The 19,299-nt window shown below is 55.0% G+C and carries 15 protein-coding genes; 11 read left to right on the plus strand and 4 right to left on the minus strand.

The genetic code is table 11. The features are described 5' to 3' along the window. Positions 1-26 precede the first annotated feature (26 nt). The 4 genes from HV355_RS16995 to HV355_RS17010 all read left to right on the plus strand — a co-directional run bounded on the left by HV355_RS16995 (position 27) and on the right by HV355_RS17010 (position 3,262). A complete protein-coding gene (locus tag HV355_RS16995; protein ID WP_182402767.1) occupies positions 27-1,256 on the plus strand; it encodes a winged helix-turn-helix domain-containing protein in 1,230 nt (409 codons plus the stop codon). Between the two features lie 45 nt (positions 1,257-1,301). Continuing rightward, a complete protein-coding gene (gene ycaR, locus HV355_RS17000) occupies positions 1,302-1,484 on the plus strand; it encodes a protein YcaR (RefSeq protein ID WP_006174474.1) in 183 nt (60 codons plus the stop codon). Beyond that, positions 1,481-2,227 carry a 3-deoxy-manno-octulosonate cytidylyltransferase gene (gene kdsB / locus HV355_RS17005; protein WP_182402769.1) on the plus strand — a complete coding sequence of 249 codons (747 nt, stop codon included), beginning with the start codon at positions 1,481-1,483 and terminating at the stop codon, positions 2,225-2,227. Before ycaR ends, kdsB begins: the two co-directional genes overlap by 4 nt. Positions 2,228-2,368: 141 nt before the next feature. Continuing rightward, on the plus strand, positions 2,369-3,262 hold the full coding sequence (locus HV355_RS17010; RefSeq protein ID WP_042713970.1) for a YcbJ family phosphotransferase: 894 nt from the start codon (positions 2,369-2,371) through the stop codon (positions 3,260-3,262). Here HV355_RS17010 and elyC read toward each other — a convergent pair. Then, entirely contained in the window at positions 3,239-4,018 is a 780-nt protein-coding gene (gene elyC, locus HV355_RS17015; RefSeq protein ID WP_126815672.1) for an envelope biogenesis factor ElyC, read from the minus strand. The two genes, HV355_RS17010 and elyC, sit on opposite strands and share 24 nt — an antisense overlap. 124 nt (positions 4,019-4,142) lie before the next feature. On the opposite strand from elyC, the gene cmoM reads away from it, so the two are divergent. From cmoM to HV355_RS17050, 7 genes are all read left to right on the plus strand, one after another. After that, positions 4,143-4,922 (plus strand): tRNA uridine 5-oxyacetic acid(34) methyltransferase CmoM, encoded by a 780-nt coding sequence (gene cmoM, locus HV355_RS17020; protein ID WP_010429276.1) that lies wholly within the window; start codon positions 4,143-4,145, stop codon positions 4,920-4,922. 3 nt (positions 4,923-4,925) lie between these two features. Then, a complete protein-coding gene (gene mukF, locus HV355_RS17025) occupies positions 4,926-6,248 on the plus strand; it encodes a chromosome partition protein MukF (RefSeq protein ID WP_010429279.1) in 1,323 nt (440 codons plus the stop codon). Continuing rightward, positions 6,229-6,933, plus strand: a complete 705-nt coding sequence (gene mukE, locus HV355_RS17030; protein ID WP_182402771.1) for a chromosome partition protein MukE — start codon at positions 6,229-6,231, stop codon at positions 6,931-6,933. The genes mukF and mukE overlap by 20 nt, the downstream gene beginning before the upstream one ends. Then, complete coding sequence (gene mukB, locus HV355_RS17035) at positions 6,933-11,381, plus strand: chromosome partition protein MukB (protein ID WP_182402773.1); 4,449 nt, start codon at positions 6,933-6,935, stop codon at positions 11,379-11,381. The genes mukE and mukB overlap by 1 nt, the downstream gene beginning before the upstream one ends. Positions 11,382-11,559: 178 nt before the next feature. Continuing rightward, on the plus strand, positions 11,560-13,383 hold the full coding sequence (gene ldtD / locus HV355_RS17040; RefSeq protein ID WP_174340661.1) for a L,D-transpeptidase: 1,824 nt from the start codon (positions 11,560-11,562) through the stop codon (positions 13,381-13,383). Positions 13,384-13,558: 175 nt separating this feature from the next. Beyond that, positions 13,559-14,110 (plus strand): YcbK family protein, encoded by a 552-nt coding sequence (locus tag HV355_RS17045; RefSeq protein ID WP_182402775.1) that lies wholly within the window; start codon positions 13,559-13,561, stop codon positions 14,108-14,110. A 20-nt stretch (positions 14,111-14,130) separates the two neighbouring features. Beyond that, on the plus strand, positions 14,131-14,778 hold the full coding sequence (locus HV355_RS17050) for an MBL fold metallo-hydrolase (protein WP_089598364.1): 648 nt from the start codon (positions 14,131-14,133) through the stop codon (positions 14,776-14,778). Positions 14,779-14,826: 48 nt separating this feature from the next. On the opposite strand, the gene HV355_RS17055 is transcribed toward HV355_RS17050, so the two are convergent. The 3 genes from HV355_RS17055 to asnS all read right to left on the minus strand — a co-directional run bounded on the left by HV355_RS17055 (position 14,827) and on the right by asnS (position 19,266). Next, positions 14,827-16,017 carry an amino acid aminotransferase gene (locus HV355_RS17055; protein ID WP_047648166.1) on the minus strand — a complete coding sequence of 397 codons (1,191 nt, stop codon included), beginning with the start codon at positions 16,015-16,017 and terminating at the stop codon, positions 14,827-14,829. A 184-nt stretch (positions 16,018-16,201) separates the two neighbouring features. After that, positions 16,202-17,260 carry a porin OmpF gene (gene ompF, locus HV355_RS17060; RefSeq protein ID WP_275943577.1) on the minus strand — a complete coding sequence of 353 codons (1,059 nt, stop codon included), beginning with the start codon at positions 17,258-17,260 and terminating at the stop codon, positions 16,202-16,204. A 605-nt stretch (positions 17,261-17,865) separates the two neighbouring features. Further along, the gene (gene asnS, locus HV355_RS17065) at positions 17,866-19,266 is read right to left on the minus strand and encodes an asparagine--tRNA ligase (RefSeq protein WP_010429307.1); all 1,401 of its coding nucleotides are present in this window, start codon (positions 19,264-19,266) and stop codon (positions 17,866-17,868) included. Between the last annotated feature and the right edge of the window lie 33 nt (positions 19,267-19,299).

Genomic DNA, 19,299 nt, shown 5'->3' on the forward strand with positions numbered 1-19,299 from the left:
TGGCGCTTTGACTGACAGGAAAACGCATGTCTTTACCGCAACTCTCGCTTTCAGCCGCACGTCATTTACACCTTGCTGCCCAAGGGCTGCTTAAAAAGCCTCGCCGTCGCGCACAACCCTCTGACATTCTCTCCACCGTACAGCGCATGTCGTTGCTGCAAATCGATACCATCAACATCGTGGCGCGAAGCCCTTATCTGGTGCTCTTCAGCCGCCTGGGCAATTATCAGCCGCAGTGGCTGGACAATGCGCTTAGCCAGGGTGAGCTAATGGAATACTGGGCACATGAAGCCTGTTTCCTGCCCCGCAGTGATTTCGCACTGATTCGTCACCGCATGCTCTCTCCGGATAAGATGGGCTGGAAATATCGTCAGGAGTGGATGCATGAACACGCCGCTGAAATTGAGCAGCTTATCGCGCATATTCAGGAAAACGGTCCAGTGCGTTCGGCTGATTTTGAGCATCCGCGAAAAGGGGCGAGCGGATGGTGGGAGTGGAAACCGCATAAACGTCATCTGGAGGGGTTGTTTACATCCGGTAAAGTGATGGTTGTGGAACGACGTAACTTTCAGCGCGTATACGACCTGACGCACCGCGTGATGCCGCACTGGGACGACGAGCGTGACCTGCTTACGCAGGAAGCGGCCGAAGCCATCATGCTGGAGAACAGCGCCCGCAGTCTGGGGATTTTTCGTCCGCAATGGCTGGCAGACTACTACCGACTCCGTCAGCCCGCGCTTAAACCGTTGCTGGATGTGTGGCAGCGCGAGCAGCGCGTCATACCTGTCGCTGTCGAAACGCTGGGCGAGATGTGGCTGCATGCCGATTTACTCCCGCTTTTACCACAGGCGCTGGAAGGTAAGCTCCAGGCGACACACAGCGCGGTACTGTCACCTTTCGACCCGGTCGTCTGGGACAGAAAACGGGCCGAGCAGCTGTTTAATTTCAGCTACCGGCTGGAGTGTTACACCCCCGCGCCAAAACGCCAGTACGGCTACTTCGTTTTGCCTTTGCTGCATAAAGGGCAACTGGTGGGGCGCATGGATGCCAAAATGCACCGCAAAACCGGGACGCTTGAAATTATCGCGCTGTATCTTGAAGACGGGGTTAAGGCGACGGCTACCCTGGAGAAAGGATTATCATCCGCCATTAGCGATTTTGCGCGCTGGCAAGGGGCGACCAGCGTGACGCTGGGTCGTATGCCGGACGGGCTGTTTACGACCTGCCGAAGTGGTTGGGAAACAGACACTCCCTGAAAAGGGAATGTGTTAAGCTTTAGCGATTACCCATACGGAGGAACTATGGATCACCGTTTACTTGAAATTATTGCCTGCCCGGTGTGCAACGGCAAACTCTACTACAGCCAGGATAAACAAGAGCTGATTTGCAAGCTGGACAGTCTGGCTTTCCCGCTGCGGGACGGTATTCCGGTCCTGCTGGAAAATGAAGCCCGTTCCCTGGTGGCAGAAGAGAGCAAGCCATGAGTTTCGTTGTCATTATTCCGGCGCGCTATGCATCAACGCGTCTGCCGGGTAAACCTCTGGTAGATATCAACGGCAAGCCAATGATTGTGCATGTCCTGGAGCGTGCGCGCGAATCGGGTGCAGACCGCGTCATCGTGGCAACCGATCATCCGGACGTGGCGCAAGCGGTTGAAGCGGCGGGTGGTGAAGTGTGCATGACTCGCGCCGATCACCAGTCCGGCACGGAACGTCTGGCGGAAGTGGTTGAGAAATGCGGTTTCAGCGATGATACGGTCATCGTCAACGTGCAGGGCGACGAGCCGATGATCCCGGCGGTTATTATTCGCCAGGTAGCGGAAAATCTGGCGCAGCGACAGGTTGGCATGGCCACCCTCGCGGTACCCATTCATCATGCTGAAGAAGCATTCAACCCGAATGCGGTTAAAGTGGTTATGGATGCCGAGGGCTATGCGCTCTATTTCTCACGCGCGACGATCCCCTGGGATCGCGATCGCTTTGCGGTATCGAAAGAGACCATTGGTGATTCATTCCTGCGCCACATTGGGATCTACGGCTATCGTGCGGGCTTCATTCGCCGCTATGTCAACTGGGCACCAAGCCCGCTGGAACATATTGAAATGCTGGAGCAGCTCCGCGTGCTCTGGTATGGCGAAAAAATCCACGTAGCCGTTGCCAAAGAAGTTCCCGGAACGGGCGTTGATACGCCGGAAGATCTTGAGCGCGTTCGCGCCGAACTGCATTAATTTTGCCTCCATCCCTCCTTTCGGGGGGATGTTCTCACCCCACAATTTTTCCTTTCTTACCCATTATTGATCTCTTCCGGGTGACATCCGTTGTTCTCGCGCTCATTATAAAAGCAGTAGCCTTAATGGGGGTAATCTCATATGGAACAGCTGCGTGCCGAACTGAGCCATCTGCTTGGCGAGACGTTGAGCCGGGTCGAGTGTGTGAATGAAAAGGCGGATACCGCACTTTGGGCGCTGTATGACAGTCATGGAAACCCAATGCCTCTCATGGCCAGAAGCTTTACCTCACCCGGCGTCGCCAGACAGCTGGCATGGAAAATATCGATGCTGGCAAGGGAAGGTACGGTGCGAATGCCGACGGTTTACGGTGTCATGACGCATGAGGAACACCCCGGCCCGGATGTCCTGCTTATTGAGCGCCTGCGTGGTGTCTCTGTTGAAGCCCCGGCGCGCACGCCGGACCGCTGGGAACAGCTGAAAGATCAGATCGTCGAGGCGTTGCTGGCCTGGCACCGGCAGGATAGCCGCGGGCTCGTCGGTCCCGTCGACAGCACTCAGGAGAACCTGTGGCCGCTCTGGTATCGTCAGCGGGTGGAAGTGCTGTGGGGAACGCTTAACCAGTTCAACAACACCGGTTTAACCATGCAGGACAAACGCATTCTGTTTCGCACCCGCGAGTGCTTGCCTGCGCTGTTTGACGGCTTTAATGACAACTGCGTGCTGATACACGGCAATTTTACCCTGCGCAGCATGCTGAAAGATCCCCGCAGCGACCAGCTGTTGGCGATGGTTGGGCCGGGCATTATGCTCTGGGCACCGCGCGAGTACGAACTGTTCAGACTATGCGACAGCGCCTCTGCGGAAGGTTTGCTCTGGCATTATCTGCAACGGGCACCTGTCGCGGAGGCGTTTCTCTGGCGGCGCTGGCTCTATTTACTCTGGGATGAAGTGGCGCAACTGGTGAATACCGGACGGTTCAATCGCGCTAACTTCGACCTGGCGACAAAATCACTCTTGCCCTGGCTCGCCTGACGCGCCTTTCAGCCATTGCCAGAGGCGTCCAAGCGTCTCGTAACCGACACGATCGCTGTGCATCAACCAGACCGGGGACGGGATTGCTCGTTCCCACGGGTTAAGCGGCGCGTTGATCGCTATCTGGTTAGCCGGTGCGGGTAGGGGGTGTAATCCATGTTTCTCGAAGAAAATCATCGCTCTCGGTAAATGCGACGCCGATGTCACGAGCAGGAACGGCACGTCGCCGATGGCCTGCTTCACCGCGGCGGCTTCCTCTTCGGTGTCTTTTGGGCTGTCCAGGGTGATGATAGATGAACGCGGCACGCCCAATGATTCAGCGACGCGTGCGCCAGCCTCCGCCGTACTCACCGGGTTTGTTTTGGCGGCGGCTCCGGTGAAGATCATTTTCGAACCCGGATTAGCAAGCCACAGGCGGATACCTTCGTTCAGGCGCGGCAGGCTGTTGTTGATCAGATTAGAGCTGGGTGCCCAGTTCGGATCCCAGGTATACCCGCCACCCAATACCACGATGTACTCCACTTTCTGATTTCCCTGCCAGGTCGGGTACTTATTTTCGATGGGGCGTAACAGACCATCCGCGACCGGCTGCAGGCTCAGCAGCAGCATCATCAGCCAGCCGAGGGTGATAAGCGTTTTGCCACTTTTCTGAAAGCGACTGAACCACACCAGTGCCAGCCCCAGCGCGATGAGAAGCAGCAGCAGGGGAAGGGGAAGCATCATGCCTCCGATGTATTTTTTTAGGGTAAAAAGCATCCTTTTTGGTTCCTTTTTTAACCATACAGCAGGCGATTACCCGTGATATTACACCAGAGTGGTTCATTCTCCGCGCGGGTGTGACAAAATAGCGGTTTTGCAGTTAGCGAGTGGAACCTTCCCAATGCGGGATCGCAATTTTGATGACATCGCGGAAAAGTTTTCGCGCAACATTTATGGCACCACCAAAGGTCAGCTTCGTCAGACGATCCTCTGGCAGGATCTGGACAAGCTGTTGGCGGAATTGGGTGACCGGCGGTTGCGCGTGCTCGATGCCGGTGGCGGGGAAGGTCAGACTGCAATTCTGATGGCGCAGCGGGGGCACCACGTCACGCTTTGCGATCTTTCTGCTGAGATGGTTACTCGCGCCGAACGCGCGGCAGAAGAGAAAGGTGTGAGCGACAACATGCATTTTATACATTGCGCCGCTCAGGACATTCCCCAGCATTTGGAAACGCAGGTTGATCTGATATTGTTTCATGCTGTGCTCGAATGGGTCGCCGAACCGCAAGCCATGTTAAAAACGCTGTGGTCGATGTTGCGTCCGGGCGGTGCGTTATCGCTGATGTTCTACAATGCAAACGGTCTGCTGATGCGAAACGTGCTGGTGGGCAATTTTGGCTACGTGCAGCAGGGTATGTATAAAAAGAAACGGCGCACGCTATCGCCGGATTTCCCACGTGAACCGCAGCAGGTCTATGGCTGGCTGGAGGAGATCGGTTGGGAGATCACCGGTAAAACAGGCGTGAGGGTGTTTCATGATTATCTGCGTGATAAACAAAAACAGCATGACTGTTTAGACGCCTTAACAGAAATAGAAACGCGGTATTGCCGCCAGGAGCCTTATCTGAGCCTTGGCCGCTATATACACGTCACCGCGCGCAAGCCGCAGAAGCAAGGATAATCTATGAGTGAATTTTCCCAGACAGTCCCCGAACTGGTTGCCTGGGCCAGGAAAAACGATTTCTCCATCACGCTGCCGGTAGACAGACTCTCCTTCCTGCTGGCGGTTGCCACGCTGAACGGCGAACGGCTGGATGGTGAAATGAGCGAGGGTGAACTGGTGGATGCGTTCCGCCATGTCAGTGATGCGTTTGAGCAAACCAGCGAAACCATTAGCGTGCGTGCCAACAACGCAATCAACGATATGGTGCGTCAACGTCTGCTGAACCGCTTTACCAGCGAGCAGGCGGAAGGAAACGCCATTTATCGTCTGACGCCTCTGGGGATCGGCATTACCGATTACTACATTCGCCAGCGCGAGTTTTCGACGCTGCGTCTCTCCATGCAGCTCTCGATCGTGGCGGGCGAGCTTAAGCGCGCCGCCGACGCGGCAGATGAAAACGGTGACGAATTTCACTGGCACCGTAACGTCTACGCGCCGCTGAAGTACTCGGTGGCAGAGATTTTCGACAGCATCGATCTGACCCAGCGTCTGATGGATGAACAGCAGCAGCAGGTGAAAGACGATATCGCTCAATTGCTGAATAAAGACTGGCGTGCAGCCATCTCCAGCTGTGAACTTTTATTGTCAGAAACCTCCGGTACGCTGCGTGAACTGCAGGATACGCTGGAAGCCGCAGGCGACAAGCTGCAGGCCAATCTGCTCCGCATCCAGGATGCGACCATGGCGCACGACGACCTCCACTTTGTCGACCGTCTTGTCTTCGATCTGCAAAGCAAACTCGATCGTATTATTAGCTGGGGCCAGCAGTCGATCGACCTGTGGATCGGCTACGACCGACACGTGCATAAATTTATCCGTACCGCGATCGACATGGATAAAAACCGCGTCTTCGCTCAGCGTCTGCGTCAGTCGGTACAAACCTATTTCGATGCCCCGTGGGCGCTGACCTACGCGAATGCCGACCGTCTGCTGGATATGCGCGACGAAGAGATGGCGCTGCGTGATGAAGAGGTTACCGGTGAATTGCCACCGGATCTGGAATACGAAGAATTTAACGAAATTCGCGAACAACTTGCGGCGATGATCGAAGAACAGCTCGCTGTCTACAAAACCAGACAAGCACCGCTGGATCTTGGTCTCGTGGTGCGCGACTATCTGGCGCAATATCCTCGCGCGCGGCACTTTGACGTTGCCCGCATCGTGGTAGATCAGGCGGTACGCCTGGGCGTCGCGCAAGCAGATTTCACCGGACTGCCGCCGAAGTGGCAGCCGATCAACGATTACGGAGCCAAGGTACAGGCGCATGTCATTGACAAATATTGAACAAGTGATGCCAGTGAAGCTGGCACAGGCGCTGGCGAATCCGTTATTTCCGGCGCTGGACAGCCAGCTGCGTGCCGGTCGTCACATTGGTCTTGACGAGCTGGATAATCACGCTTTTTTGATGGATTTCCAGGAATACCTGGAAGAGTTCTACGCGCGCTACAACGTGGAGCTGATTCGCGCGCCGGAAGGGTTTTTCTACCTGCGCCCGCGCTCAACCACGCTGATTCCGCGTTCCGTGCTCTCCGAGCTGGATATGATGGTCGGCAAAATCCTCTGCTACCTCTACCTCAGCCCGGAACGTCTGGCGAACGAAGGGATTTTCACTCAGCAGGAACTCTACGACGAACTGCTGTCGCTGGCAGATGAAAGCAAACTGCTGAAGCTGGTGAACAACCGTTCGACAGGTTCCGATCTTGACCGTCAGAAATTACAGGAAAAAGTTCGCTCTTCCCTGAACCGTCTGCGTCGTTTGGGCATGGTCTGGTTTATGGGCCATGACAGCAGCAAATTCCGCATTACGGAATCCGTCTTCCGCTTTGGCGCCGACGTGCGCTCGGGTGACGACGCCCGTGAAGCGCAGCTGCGCATGATCCGCGACGGTGAAGCGATGCCGGTGGAAAACCATTTGCAGCTCAATGATGAGCATGAAGAGAATCAGCCGGATAGCGGGGAGGAAGAGTAATGATTGAACGCGGTAAATTTCGCTCACTAACGCTGATTAACTGGAACGGTTTCTTTGCCCGAACCTTCGATTTGGATGAGCTGGTTACGACGCTCTCCGGCGGTAACGGTGCGGGTAAATCCACCACCATGGCGGCATTTGTGACGGCGCTGATCCCCGATCTGACGCTGCTGCACTTCCGTAACACCACCGAAGCGGGCGCGACAAGCGGCTCTCGTGATAAGGGTCTGCACGGTAAGCTGAAGGCCGGTGTCTGTTATTCGGTGCTGGACGTCATTAACTCCCGTCACCAGCGCGTCGTAGTGGGCGTTCGCCTGCAGCAGGTCGCCGGTCGCGACCGTAAAGTGGATATCAAACCGTTCGCCATCCAGGGGCTGCCAACATCCGTGCAGCCGACGGCGCTGCTGACGGAAACCCTGAACGAACGTCAGGCGCGCGTGCTGACGCTGCAGGAGCTGAAAGACAAGCTCGAAGCTATCGAGGGCGTGCAGTTCAAGCAGTTCAACTCCATTACCGACTACCATTCCCTGATGTTCGATCTGGGCGTGGTGGCGCGTCGTCTGCGCACGGCATCAGACCGTAGCAAATACTACCGTCTGATCGAAGCGTCCCTGTACGGCGGTATCTCCAGCGCTATTACCCGCTCCCTGCGCGACTACCTGCTGCCGGAAAACAGCGGCGTGCGTAAAGCCTTCCAGGATATGGAAGCCGCGCTGCGTGAAAACCGCATGACGCTGGAAGCCATTCGCGTGACCCAGTCTGACCGCGACCTGTTTAAACACCTTATCAGCGAAGCCACCAACTATGTGGCCGCAGACTATATGCGTCACGCCAACGAGCGCCGCATTCATCTCGATCAGGCATTAGAGTACCGCCGCGAGCTGTTTACCTCGCGTAAGCAGCTGGTGGCCGAGCAGTATAAGCACGTCGAAATGGCGCGCGAGCTGGGTGAGCACAACGGTGCCGAAGGTGACCTGGAAGCGGATTATCAGGCCGCCAGCGATCACCTCAACCTGGTGCAGACCGCGCTGCGTCAGCAGGAAAAAATCGAGCGCTATGAAGCGGACCTCGATGAGCTGCAAATTCGTCTCGAAGAGCAAAACGAAGTGGTGGCTGAAGCCGCCGACATGCAGGAAGAGAACGAAGCCCGCGCCGAAGCCGCCGAGCTTGAAGTGGATGAGCTGAAAAGCCAGCTTGCCGATTACCAGCAGGCGCTGGACGTGCAGCAGACGCGTGCTATTCAGTACACTCAGGCCCTGCAGGCGTTACAGCGTGCCAAAGAGCTGTGTCATCTGCCTGACCTGACGCCCGAAAGCGCCGACGAATGGCTGGATACCTTCCAGGCAAAAGAGCAGGAAGCCACTGAGAAACTCCTGTCTCTCGATCAGAAAATGAGCGTCGCGCAAACGGCGCACAGCCAGTTTGAGCAGGCTTACCAGCTGGTGGTGGCGATTAACGGCCCGCTGGCGCGTAATGAAGCCTGGGACGTCGCCCGTGAACTGCTGCGTGACGGGGTGAACCAGCGCCATCTGGCCGAGCAGGTTCAGCCGCTGCGCATGCGTCTCAACGAGCTGGAACAGCGTCTGCGCGAGCAGCAGGAAGCCGAGCGTCTGCTGGCGGAATTCTGCAAGCGTCAGGGGAAAAATTACGATTTCGACGAGCTTGAGGCTCTGCATCAGGAGCTTGAAGCGCGTATTGCGGCACTTTCAGACAGTGTCTCTAACGCCAGCGAACAGCGTATGACGCTGCGCCAGGAGATGGAGCAGCTTCAGTCCCGCTCGCAAAAACTGTTGCAGCGTGCGCCGGTCTGGCTGGCAGCTCAAAGCAGCCTGAGCCAGCTCAGCGAACAGTGCGGCGAGCAGTTTGAATCCAGTCAGGAAGTGACCGAATACCTGCAGCAGCTGCTGGAGCGCGAGCGCGAAGCGATTGTTGAGCGTGATGAAGTCGGTGCCCGCAAGCGTGAAGTCGACGAAGAAATTGAACGCTTAAGCCAGCCGGGCGGTGCGGAAGATGCACGCCTGAATACCCTGGCGGAGCGTTTCGGCGGTGTACTGCTGTCCGAAATTTATGACGATGTTGGCCTGGACGATGCGCCGTATTTCTCCGCGCTGTATGGTCCGTCGCGTAATGCAATTGTTGTCCCGGATCTGTCGCTGATTTCTGAGCAGCTGGCAGGACTGGAAGATTGCCCGGAAGATCTCTACCTGATCGAAGGGGATCCGCAGTCGTTTGATGACAGCGTATTCAGCGTCGACGAGCTGGAAAAAGCGGTGGTGGTGAAAATCGCTGACCGCCAGTGGCGCTATTCTCGCTTCCCGGAACTGCCGCTGTTTGGCCGTGCCGCGCGTGAAAACCGTATTGAAAGCCTGCACGCCGAGCGTGAAACGCTCTCCGAACGCTTTGCGACGCTGTCGTTTGACGTTCAGAAAACCCAGCGTTTGCACCAGGCATTCAGCCGCTTTATTGGTAGCCATCTTGGCGTGGCCTTTGACGCGGATCCGGAAGCAGAGATTCGCAGGCTCAATACCCGCCGTGGTGAACTTGAGCGCGCGATTGCCAATCATGAAAGTGACAACCAGCAGAGCCGCGTCCAGTTTGAACAGGCGAAAGAGGGCGTCGCCGCCCTTAACCGCATCCTGCCGCGCCTGAATCTGCTGGCTGATGACACGCTGGCTGACCGCGTAGATGAAATCCAGGAACGTCTGGATGAAGCGCAGGAAGCCGCGCGTTTTGTGCAGCAGCACGGTAATCAGCTGGCGAAGCTGGAGCCGGTCATCTCCGTTCTTCAAAGCGACCCGGAACAGTTCGAGCAGCTAAAAGAAGATTACGCCTGGTCACAGCAGGTGCAGCGCGAAGCGCGTCAGCAGGCGTTTGCCCTGACGGAAGTGGTGCAGCGTCGCGCCCACTTCGGCTACTCCGATTCAGCAGAAATGCTGAGCGGAAACAGCGATCTGAATGAAAAACTGCGTCAGCGCCTGGAGCAGGCTGAAGCCGAGCGTACCCGCGCTCGTGAAGCCATGCGTACGCATGCCGCACAGCTGAGCCAGTACAGTCAGGTCATGGCCTCGCTGAAAAGCTCCTTCGATACCAAGAAAGAGCTGTTGAACGATCTGCACAAAGAGCTGCAGGATATTGGCGTGCGTGCCGACAGCGGTGCGGAAGAACGTGCGCGCATTCGTCGCGATGAACTGCACAGCCAGCTCAGCAACAACCGCGCGCGCCGCAACCAGCTGGAAAAAGCGCTGACCTTCTGCGAAGCGGAAATGGACAACCTGACGCGTCGCCTGCGCAAGCTGGAGCGCGACTATCACGAAATGCGCGAGCAGGTCGTGACCGCGAAGGCGGGCTGGTGCGCGGTAATGCGCATGGTGAAAGACAATAACGTTGAGCGTCGTCTACACCGTCGCGAGCTGGCCTATCTTTCCGGGGACGAATTGCGTTCCATGTCGGATAAAGCGTTGGGTGCGCTGCGTCTGGCTGTGGCGGATAACGAACACCTGCGTGATGTGTTGCGCATGTCGGAAGATCCGAAGCGTCCAGAGCGCAAAATCCAGTTCTTCGTGGCCGTTTATCAGCACCTGCGCGAACGTATTCGTCAGGATATCATCCGTACCGACGATCCGGTCGAAGCCATCGAACAGATGGAAATCGAGCTGGGTCGCCTGACGGAAGAGTTGACCTCCCGCGAGCAGAAACTGGCTATCAGCTCCCGCAGCGTGGCGAACATCATCCGTAAGACCATTCAGCGCGAGCAGAACCGTATCCGCCAGCTGAACCAGGGCCTGCAGAGCGTGTCGTTTGGCCAGGTTAACAGCGTACGTCTGAACGTGAACGTGCGTGAGGCTCACTCTACGCTGCTGGACGTGCTGTCTGAACAACACGAACAGCACCAGGATCTGTTCAATAGCAACCGTCTAACCTTCTCTGAAGCGCTGGCGAAGCTGTATCAGCGCCTGAACCCGCAGATCGATATGGGCCAGCGTACGCCGCAAACCATTGGTGAAGAGCTGCTGGATTACCGTAACTATCTGGAGATGGAAGTTGAGGTTAACCGTGGCTCCGACGGCTGGCTGCGTGCGGAGTCTGGTGCGCTGTCGACGGGTGAGGCTATCGGTACCGGTATGTCGATTCTGGTGATGGTTGTCCAGAGTTGGGAAGATGAAGCGCGTCGTCTGCGCGGGAAAGACATCTCGCCATGTCGTCTGCTGTTCCTTGATGAAGCGGCGCGTCTTGATGCCCGTTCCATCGCCACGCTGTTTGAGCTTTGCGATCGCCTCGATATGCAGCTCATCATCGCGGCACCGGAGAACATCAGCCCGGAAAAAGGGACGACGTACAAACTGGTACGTAAAGTGTTCCAGAACAGCGAACACGTACACGTTGTCGGGTTACGCGGTTTTGCACCGCAACCACCTGAGTCCTTACCGGGTACGGCAGACGCCTCCTGAGGTGTTTTGTTACAAAGCGCGGCGCAGTAGCGCCGCTTTTTTTTTACTCATAGCTTGTGCTTACGGCTGCGTTATCTTTAAACTTCTTTACATAAGGTAAGCCAACAGCAATTGTGCCTACCTATAATGAAAGAAAGCCCCAATGTGATGGGCGTGTCGTGAAAACAGGGGGCAAGGGATGTTGCTAAAGAAAAATCGTGGTCGTCAGCTGTCAGTGCTGAGTTTGTGTCTGGCAGTGATGTTTGCTCCACTGTTCACCGCGCAGGCTGATGAGCCTGAGGTTGTACCGACTGACAGCTCTGCAACGATGGGCGCTCAGCCTACATCGTTGTCGCAGCCGCTGGAGCAGTCGCCAGCAACGGCCATTATGGCCGGTATTACGCCGTTACCTGAAGGTATCGACATAGAGTCTGTCCGTCAGCAGCTGCAGTCCGGGCTGCCATCAGGATATACGCCTGCTTATCTCAATCAGCTCACGCTGCTCTATGCCGCGCGTGATATGAAACCGATGTGGGACAATCGTGATGCGGTGCGAGCTTTCCAGCAGCAGCTGGCCGAAGTGGCCATCGCGGGCATTCAGCCGCAGTTTACGACCTGGGTTGAGCTGTTGACCGATCCTGCCGTGACGGGGAAGGCGCGTGACGTGGTTCTCTCGGATGCCATGATGGGGTATCTCCAGTTTGTGGCGGGTATTTCGGTGAATGGCAATCGCTGGTTATACAGCGAAAAACCGTACAAACTGGCGACGCCAGCCCTGTCGGTCATAAACCAATGGCAACTGTCACTGGATAGTGGCGACCTGCCGCGCTTTATCGCAAGCCTTGCGCCTGCACATCCGCAATACGCCACAATGCATCAGTCGCTGCTTGAGCTGGTTGCGGATTCGCGTCCGTGGCCGCAGCTGCGAGCGACCGCCACGCTGCGTCCGGGGCAGTGGAGCAGTGATGTTCCCGCACTGCGCGAAATTCTCAAACGTTCCGGCATTCTGGATAATGGGCCAAAGATTGCGCTTCCTGGCGATGACGGTCAAAGCGTGGCCGTGAGCCCGTCGGCACCGGTAAAAGAGACCAGTGCAGCTCCGCTAAGCTCGAAGCCAGCCGCGTATGATCGCGAGCTGGTTGCGGCAGTTAAGCAGTTCCAGGCTATTCAGGGGCTGGGTGCCGATGGCGTAATTGGTCCGTCAACGCGCGACTGGCTGAATGTTTCTCCGGCACAACGGGCGGGCGTACTGGCGCTGAATATCCAGCGTTTGCGCTTGCTGCCAGGCACGCTGTCTACCGGCATCATGGTAAATATACCGGCGTATTCGCTGGTCTATTACCAGAACGGGAGTGAAGTGCTGGCTTCGCGTGTGATTGTCGGGCGTCCCGATCGTAAAACGCCAATGATGAGCAGCGCGCTGAATAACGTGGTGGTTAACCCGCCGTGGAACGTTCCGCCGACGCTGGCTCGTAAGGATATCCTGCCTAAGGTCTGGAACGATCCAGGATATCTGGAGCGCCACGGGTATACCGTGATGCGCGGCTGGAACAGTAAAGAGGCGATAGATCCCTGGATGGTCGACTGGTCAACGATAACGGCGTCAAATTTACCGTTCCGCTTCCAGCAGGCTCCAGGCGCCCATAACTCGCTGGGGCGCTATAAATTCAACATGCCAAGTTCAGATGCAATCTATCTGCATGATACGCCGAACCACAACCTGTTCCAGAAGGATACGCGCGCGCTCAGTTCGGGCTGCGTCCGTGTGAATAAGGCCTCCGAGCTGGCAAATATGCTGCTGCAGGATGCGGGCTGGAACGATACGCGGATTTCAGATGCGTTGAAACAAGGTGATACCCGTTACGTTAATATCCGACACAACATTCCGGTCAATCTTTACTATCTGACGGCGTTTGTCGGCGAGGACGGGCGCACCCAGTACCGTACAGATATTTACAATTATGATCTCACTGCGCGATCCGGCGCACAAATTTTGCCAAAAGCTGAACAATTAATCAGGTAAATGAAGTAGTTCGGGCAAATTGATTGTCGTAAGTTATGGTGAATACGGGGCGATCTGGCTGTAAGCCGCGTATTCACTGGGGTTGGGCGCCTTGACGTAAGCTGTTTTGACGGTTAAGGTGCCCTTCGTGCGCTAAGCATATTTACGATTTCATTGACCTGTAGACCTGATTATCATGGACAAATTTGACGCTAATCGCCGCAAATTGCTGGCGTTAGGTGGTGTTGCGCTCGGCGCTGCGGCCATCCTTCCGACGCCAGTATTTGCCACCCTCTCGACACCACGTCCGCGTATTTTAACGCTCAACAATCTTCATACCGGTGAGTCGCTTAAAGCGGAGTTTTTCGATGGCAGAGGCTATATTCAGGATGAATTAGCAAGACTTAACCATTTTTTCCGTGATTTCCGCGCGAATAAAATAAAAGCCATCGATCCAGGACTGTTTGATCAGATTTTCCGCCTTCAGGGCCTGCTGGGAACCAGCAAGCCGGTGCAGCTCATTTCAGGATACCGTTCACTCGATACCAACAATGAACTGCGCGCCCACAGCCGTGGGGTAGCGAAAAAAAGCTATCACACCAAAGGGCAGGCAATGGATTTCCACATTGAAGGCGTTTCGTTAGCCAATATTCGCAAAGCCGCGTTATCTATGCGCGCAGGTGGTGTAGGATACTACCCACGTAGCAACTTTGTGCATATTGATACCGGGCCGGTTCGGCACTGGTAATAACGAAACACAGGAGCAGTATGAACTATCGTATTATTCCGGTTACCGCGTTCTCCCAGAACTGTTCGTTGATCTGGTGCGAGCAAACTAAACTGGCCGCGCTTGTCGATCCCGGCGGTGACGCTGAGAAAATCAAGCAGGAAGTCGCAGCAAGCGGCGTTACGCTGATGCAGATTTTGCTCACTCATGGTCATCTTGACCATGTGGGTGCTGCGGCTGAACTGGCTGAACACTACGGTGTGCCGGTGATCGGCCCGGAAAAAGAAGATGAGTTCTGGCTGCAGGGGTTACCCGCCCAAAGCCGTATGTTTGGCCTTGATGAGTGTCTGCCATTGACGCCCGATCGTTGGTTAAACGAAGGAGACCGCGTTACCGTAGGGAATGTGACTTTACAGGTGTTGCATTGTCCTGGGCATACGCCAGGCCATATCGTCTTCTTTGATGACCAGTCACGTCTGCTGATTTCCGGCGATGTTATTTTCAAAGGTGGCGTAGGACGCAGCGATTTCCCGCGCGGCGATCACGGTCAGTTGATTCAGTCGATTAAACAAAAGTTATTGCCGCTGGGTGATGACGTAACGTTTATCGCAGGACACGGTCCGATGTCGACGCTGGGCTATGAACGGCTCCACAACCCGTTCCTTCAGGATGAAATGCCTGTCTGGTAACCCGAATAAAAAAAGCCTGCATAATGCAGGCTTTTTTATGGGCGCAACTTACAGTACGGCGACAATCGCTTCGCACAGTGGCGCCATGTTGTCAGGCGTCATGCCTGCAACGTTCACGCGGCCAGACGCTACGGCGTACACGCCAAACTCTTCACGCAAACGCAGAACCTGCTCTTTGGTCAGGCCGCTGAAAGAGAACATGCCGTTCTGTTTGATGATAAAGCTGAAGTCGCGGTCAGCGCCTTTCTCAGCCAGCGTGTTCACGAACAGCAGGCGCATGCGCTGAATGCGCTGGCGCATATCGTTCAGCTCTTGTTCCCAGATAGCGCGCAGCGCATCGTTGCTCAAGATAGTGGCAACAACAGACGCACCGTGTGCCGGTGGGTTAGAGTAGTTCGCGCGGATAACCGATTTCATCTGGCTGAACGCACGATCGACGGTCTCTTCGTTTGCCGCGACCAGCGTACAGGCACCTACGCGCTCATTGTACAGGCCGAAGTTCTTGGAATAGGAACTCGCCACGATCAGTTCCTGATGCACGGCTGCGAACGCGCGCAGGCCTTCCGCATCTTCTTCCAGACCACGGGCAAAGCCCTGATAGGCGAAGTCAAACAGCGGCAGCCAGCCTTTTTCTACGGACAGCTTCGCCAGGTGTTCCCACTGCTCAAGCGTTGGATCGATACCGGTTGGGTTGTGGCAGCAGCCGTGGAACAGCACTACGTCACCCGCCTGCGCTTCGCTCAGGCTCGCCAGCAGGCCGTCAAAGTCGAGAGAGTGGTTTGCCGCGTCGTAGTAAGCATATTCACGCACTTCCAGACCCGCAGAGTTAAAGACGCTCTTGTGGTTTGGCCAGCTTGGGTTGCTCACCCATACGCGCTTAACAGAGGTGTTTTTCGCCAGGAAATCCGCCGCAACGCGCAGCGCGCCGGTACCGCCAGGGGTTTGTGCTGTGCGAGCGCGTTTGCTGCTCACAATTTCGCTGCCTTTACCGAACAGCAGTTCCTGAGTGCAGCGACCAAATTCAGGGATACCATCAATACCGAGGTAGTTTTTGGTGGTTTCGTTTTCCAGCAGATACTGTTCAGCTTTTTTAACGCTGGTCAGGACCGGGGTTTTGCCGGTTTCATCTTTATATACACCAATACCCAGGTTGATTTTGCCAGGGCGGTCGTCGGCACGAAACAGATCGGCCAGGCCCAGAATAGGGTCGGCAGGAGCGGCGGTAATGTTCTCAAACATGACGAAGTTCCATTGTGATTACAGAAGTGAAATCCGCTATCAGGTTAACGGTAGATTTACAAAATGCCAACCGTTTGCGACGAAAAGCGTGCGGCTTTTCAAAAGTCGCCATTATTTTCTGTCGGGCATAAAAAAACAGGGCCGAAGCCCTGTTCATTATGCATATAACAACGTGGTGTACTGATTAGAACTGGTAAACCAGACCTACAGCAACGGTATCATCGTTGTTGATGCCCAGCTTGTTGTCGTCTTTCAGCTGGTTGATCTGGTAGTCAACATAGGTGGACATGTTTTTGTTGAAGTAGTAAGTCGCACCGATGTCGATGTAGTTGATGTAGTCTTCATCACCCACGCCTTCTACGTCTTTCGCTTTAGATTTGTAGTAAGCGATGGATGGACGCAGGCCGAAATCGAACTGGTACTGAGCGACAACAGAGAAGTCCTGAGATTTGTTAGCGAAGCCGTTGCTGCCCAGACGAGCCGCGTTACGCATTTCGCCGTACAGCGCTGCCAGGTAAATGTTGTTCGCATCGTATTTCAGACCGGTTGCCCACTGCTCAGCTTTATCGCCTTCGCCCCACTGCAGGGTCTGCTGGTTGTTGGTACGGTCAGCCGCGCCGTAAGCACCGACGATGCCGAAGCCGTCGAACTCATAGCTCAGAGAGGTTGCCCAGCCGTCGCCGTTAGAACGGGTTGCGTCAGTGCGTTCATTTTTGCCCAGGTACTGAACGCCAAAGTTCAGACCGTCAACCAGGCCGAAGAAGCCGCTGTTACGGTAAGTCGCCAGGCCACCGGTACGGCCAGAGAAGAAGTTATCGCTTGCGCCAGTGTCGCCACCGAATTCTGGCAGCATATCGGTGATACCGATTGCGTCATAGACCAGACCGTAGTTACGACCGTAGTCGAAGGAGCCTGCGTCACCGAATTTCAGACCTGCGAATGCCAGACGGGTTTTGTTACCGGACTGAGCATCAGCGCCTTCAGAGTTGTTACCCTGGAAGTTGTATTCCCACTGACCGTAACCGGCCAGCTGATCGTTGATCTGGGTTTCGCCTTTGAAGCCCAGACGCGCGTAAGTCATGTCGCCATCGTTGCCGTCATTATCAGAGAAGTAATGCAGACCAACAGCTTTCCCGTAAAGATCTAATTTGTTGCCGTCTTTGTTATAGATTTCTGCAGCGTTTGCTGCACCGGCTACCAGCAGGGCAGGGATAACCACTGCCAGGATATTGCGCTTCATCATTATTTATTACCCTCATTGGTTTTTTTATGACACTCGCCACTGCCGTCAATAAATTCTGTCAATAAATATTTCCGGAACTATTGATGAGAGTTAGGTGTCTTTATGTATCTGACAGGCATCTTTCCATTCATAGAACCGTTTCGCTAGCCTGAAAGTGCTACAATTCTCAAGATTGGGTAACAAAAAGAAATAATGTGTAACTATATATGTATTTTTGGGAACTTTGTGAACCATCTCAAATTTCAGAGAGACTTGGTTAATTAAGCGGCGGTTTTATTCCTATATATATGAATTGCTTATGTTTAATTTGGCTAAAGGCAATTCATATAAACAGCGGTTAAACAGCTCATCTTTTCTTATGACCGCGAAAGGCCTTCTGGATGGCTGTGAAATTGAATAAAAAATATGCTATTGCTTGAGAATTAAATAAGCACAATAAGAATGCGGGATATTTTTTATTCACAGATATTTCATGGAAACAAAACGTAACAGCTAGTGCTTTTGACGGGGTTGTCTTTTAAAGAGGCTGACTTTGCGCTGACATAAACTGACATTGCAGAATAAAATAATGGCCAGCATGTGCTGGCCATTATCATTGAGGCGGGTTAGAAGCTTGCGTTACGCGGCGTACGTGGGAACGGAATCACATCACGGACGTTCTGAACACCGGTTACGTAGGCAATCAGACGCTCGAAGCCCAGGCCGAAGCCTGAATGCGGAACAGTACCGTAACGGCGCAGATCGCGATACCAGCTGTAGTCAGCCGGGTTGAGACCCATCTCTTCCATACGGGCATCCAGGACGTCCAGACGCTCTTCACGCTGAGAACCCCCGATGATTTCACCGATGCCAGGTGCCAGGACATCCATTGCGGCAACGGTTTTACCGTCTTCGTTAAGGCGCATATAGAAGGCCTTAATGTCTTTCGGGTAGTTTTTCACGACAACCGGTGCTTTGAAGTGTTTCTCTGCCAGATAGCGTTCGTGCTCAGAAGAGAGATCCACGCCCCAGTAAACCGGGTTCTCGAACTTCTCACCGCACTTCTCGAGGATGGCAACCGCATCGGTGTAATCCACCTGCGCGAAGTCAGCGGATACAAAGCGCTCCAGACGGGCAATAGCGTCGTTATCCACGCGCTCAGCGAAGAATTTCATGTCGTCTGCACGTTCTTCCAGAACGGCTTTAAACACGTATTTCAGCATGGCTTCCGCCAGGCCTGCCACATCATTGAGATCGGCAAAGGCCACTTCTGGCTCCAGCATCCAGAATTCCGCCAGGTGGCGACTGGTGTTGGAGTTTTCTGCGCGGAAGGTTGGGCCAAACGTGTAGATCTTAGACAGCGCACAGGCATAGGTTTCACCGTTGAGCTGGCCGGATACCGTCAGGAAGGCTTCTTTACCAAAGAAGTCTTTGTCGTAATCCACTTTACCTTCCGGCGTACGCGGCAGGTTTTCCATATCCAGCGTGGAAACGCGGAACATCTCACCCGCACCTTCAGTGTCGGACGCGGTGATCAGCGGCGTGGATACCCAGAAGTAACCCTGCTCATCGAAGAAACGATGCAGCGCCTGCGCCAGCGTGTGACGCACGCGGGCCACCGCACCGATCAGGTTGGTGCGTGGACGCAGGTGTGCCACTTCGCGAAGATACTCAATGCTGTGGCGTTTTGCCGCCATCGGGTAGGTATCCGGATCTTCCACCCAGCCGGTGACTTCAATCGCCGAAGCCTGAATTTCGAAGCTCTGGCCCTGACCAGGCGATGCGACAACCACGCCGGTAACAATGACGGAGCAACCTGTGGTCAGGCGCAGAACGTCATCATTGTAATTGGGCAGAGAATTATTAATGACGGCCTGTACAGGATCAAAGCAGGAACCGTCATAGACGGCGAGGAAGGAGATGCCAGCTTTAGAATCTCGGCGGGTACGCACCCATCCGCGCACGGTGACTTCTTGGTCAACGGCGACACGGCCCTGGAGTACGTCGGCTACAGGCACAACGCTCATAATATTCTCTCTGTTAATTGTCGGAAATGATAA

Source organism: Enterobacter sp. RHBSTW-01064 (assembly GCF_014103035.1).
In the GTDB taxonomy this organism is placed as follows: domain Bacteria; phylum Pseudomonadota; class Gammaproteobacteria; order Enterobacterales; family Enterobacteriaceae; genus Enterobacter; species Enterobacter mori.

What these genes read in the sequence shown, in the direction of transcription:
- elyC (WP_126815672.1), bottom strand. Translation starts at nt 4,018, where the DNA reads ATGCTTTTTACCCTAAAAAAATACATCGGAGGCATGATGCTTCCCCTT.
- ompF (WP_275943577.1), bottom strand. Translation starts at nt 17,260, where the DNA reads ATGATGAAGCGCAATATCCTGGCAGTGGTTATCCCTGCCCTGCTGGTA.
- ldtD (WP_174340661.1), top strand. Translation starts at nt 11,560, where the DNA reads ATGTTGCTAAAGAAAAATCGTGGTCGTCAGCTGTCAGTGCTGAGTTTG.
- mukB (WP_182402773.1), top strand. Translation starts at nt 6,933, where the DNA reads ATGATTGAACGCGGTAAATTTCGCTCACTAACGCTGATTAACTGGAAC.
- kdsB (WP_182402769.1), top strand. Translation starts at nt 1,481, where the DNA reads ATGAGTTTCGTTGTCATTATTCCGGCGCGCTATGCATCAACGCGTCTG.
- mukF (WP_010429279.1), top strand. Translation starts at nt 4,926, where the DNA reads ATGAGTGAATTTTCCCAGACAGTCCCCGAACTGGTTGCCTGGGCCAGG.
- cmoM (WP_010429276.1), top strand. Translation starts at nt 4,143, where the DNA reads ATGCGGGATCGCAATTTTGATGACATCGCGGAAAAGTTTTCGCGCAAC.
- HV355_RS16995 (WP_182402767.1), top strand. Translation starts at nt 27, where the DNA reads ATGTCTTTACCGCAACTCTCGCTTTCAGCCGCACGTCATTTACACCTT.
- HV355_RS17050 (WP_089598364.1), top strand. Translation starts at nt 14,131, where the DNA reads ATGAACTATCGTATTATTCCGGTTACCGCGTTCTCCCAGAACTGTTCG.
- ycaR (WP_006174474.1), top strand. Translation starts at nt 1,302, where the DNA reads ATGGATCACCGTTTACTTGAAATTATTGCCTGCCCGGTGTGCAACGGC.
- HV355_RS17055 (WP_047648166.1), bottom strand. Translation starts at nt 16,017, where the DNA reads ATGTTTGAGAACATTACCGCCGCTCCTGCCGACCCTATTCTGGGCCTG.
- asnS (WP_010429307.1), bottom strand. Translation starts at nt 19,266, where the DNA reads ATGAGCGTTGTGCCTGTAGCCGACGTACTCCAGGGCCGTGTCGCCGTT.
- mukE (WP_182402771.1), top strand. Translation starts at nt 6,229, where the DNA reads ATGTCATTGACAAATATTGAACAAGTGATGCCAGTGAAGCTGGCACAG.
- HV355_RS17045 (WP_182402775.1), top strand. Translation starts at nt 13,559, where the DNA reads ATGGACAAATTTGACGCTAATCGCCGCAAATTGCTGGCGTTAGGTGGT.
- HV355_RS17010 (WP_042713970.1), top strand. Translation starts at nt 2,369, where the DNA reads ATGGAACAGCTGCGTGCCGAACTGAGCCATCTGCTTGGCGAGACGTTG.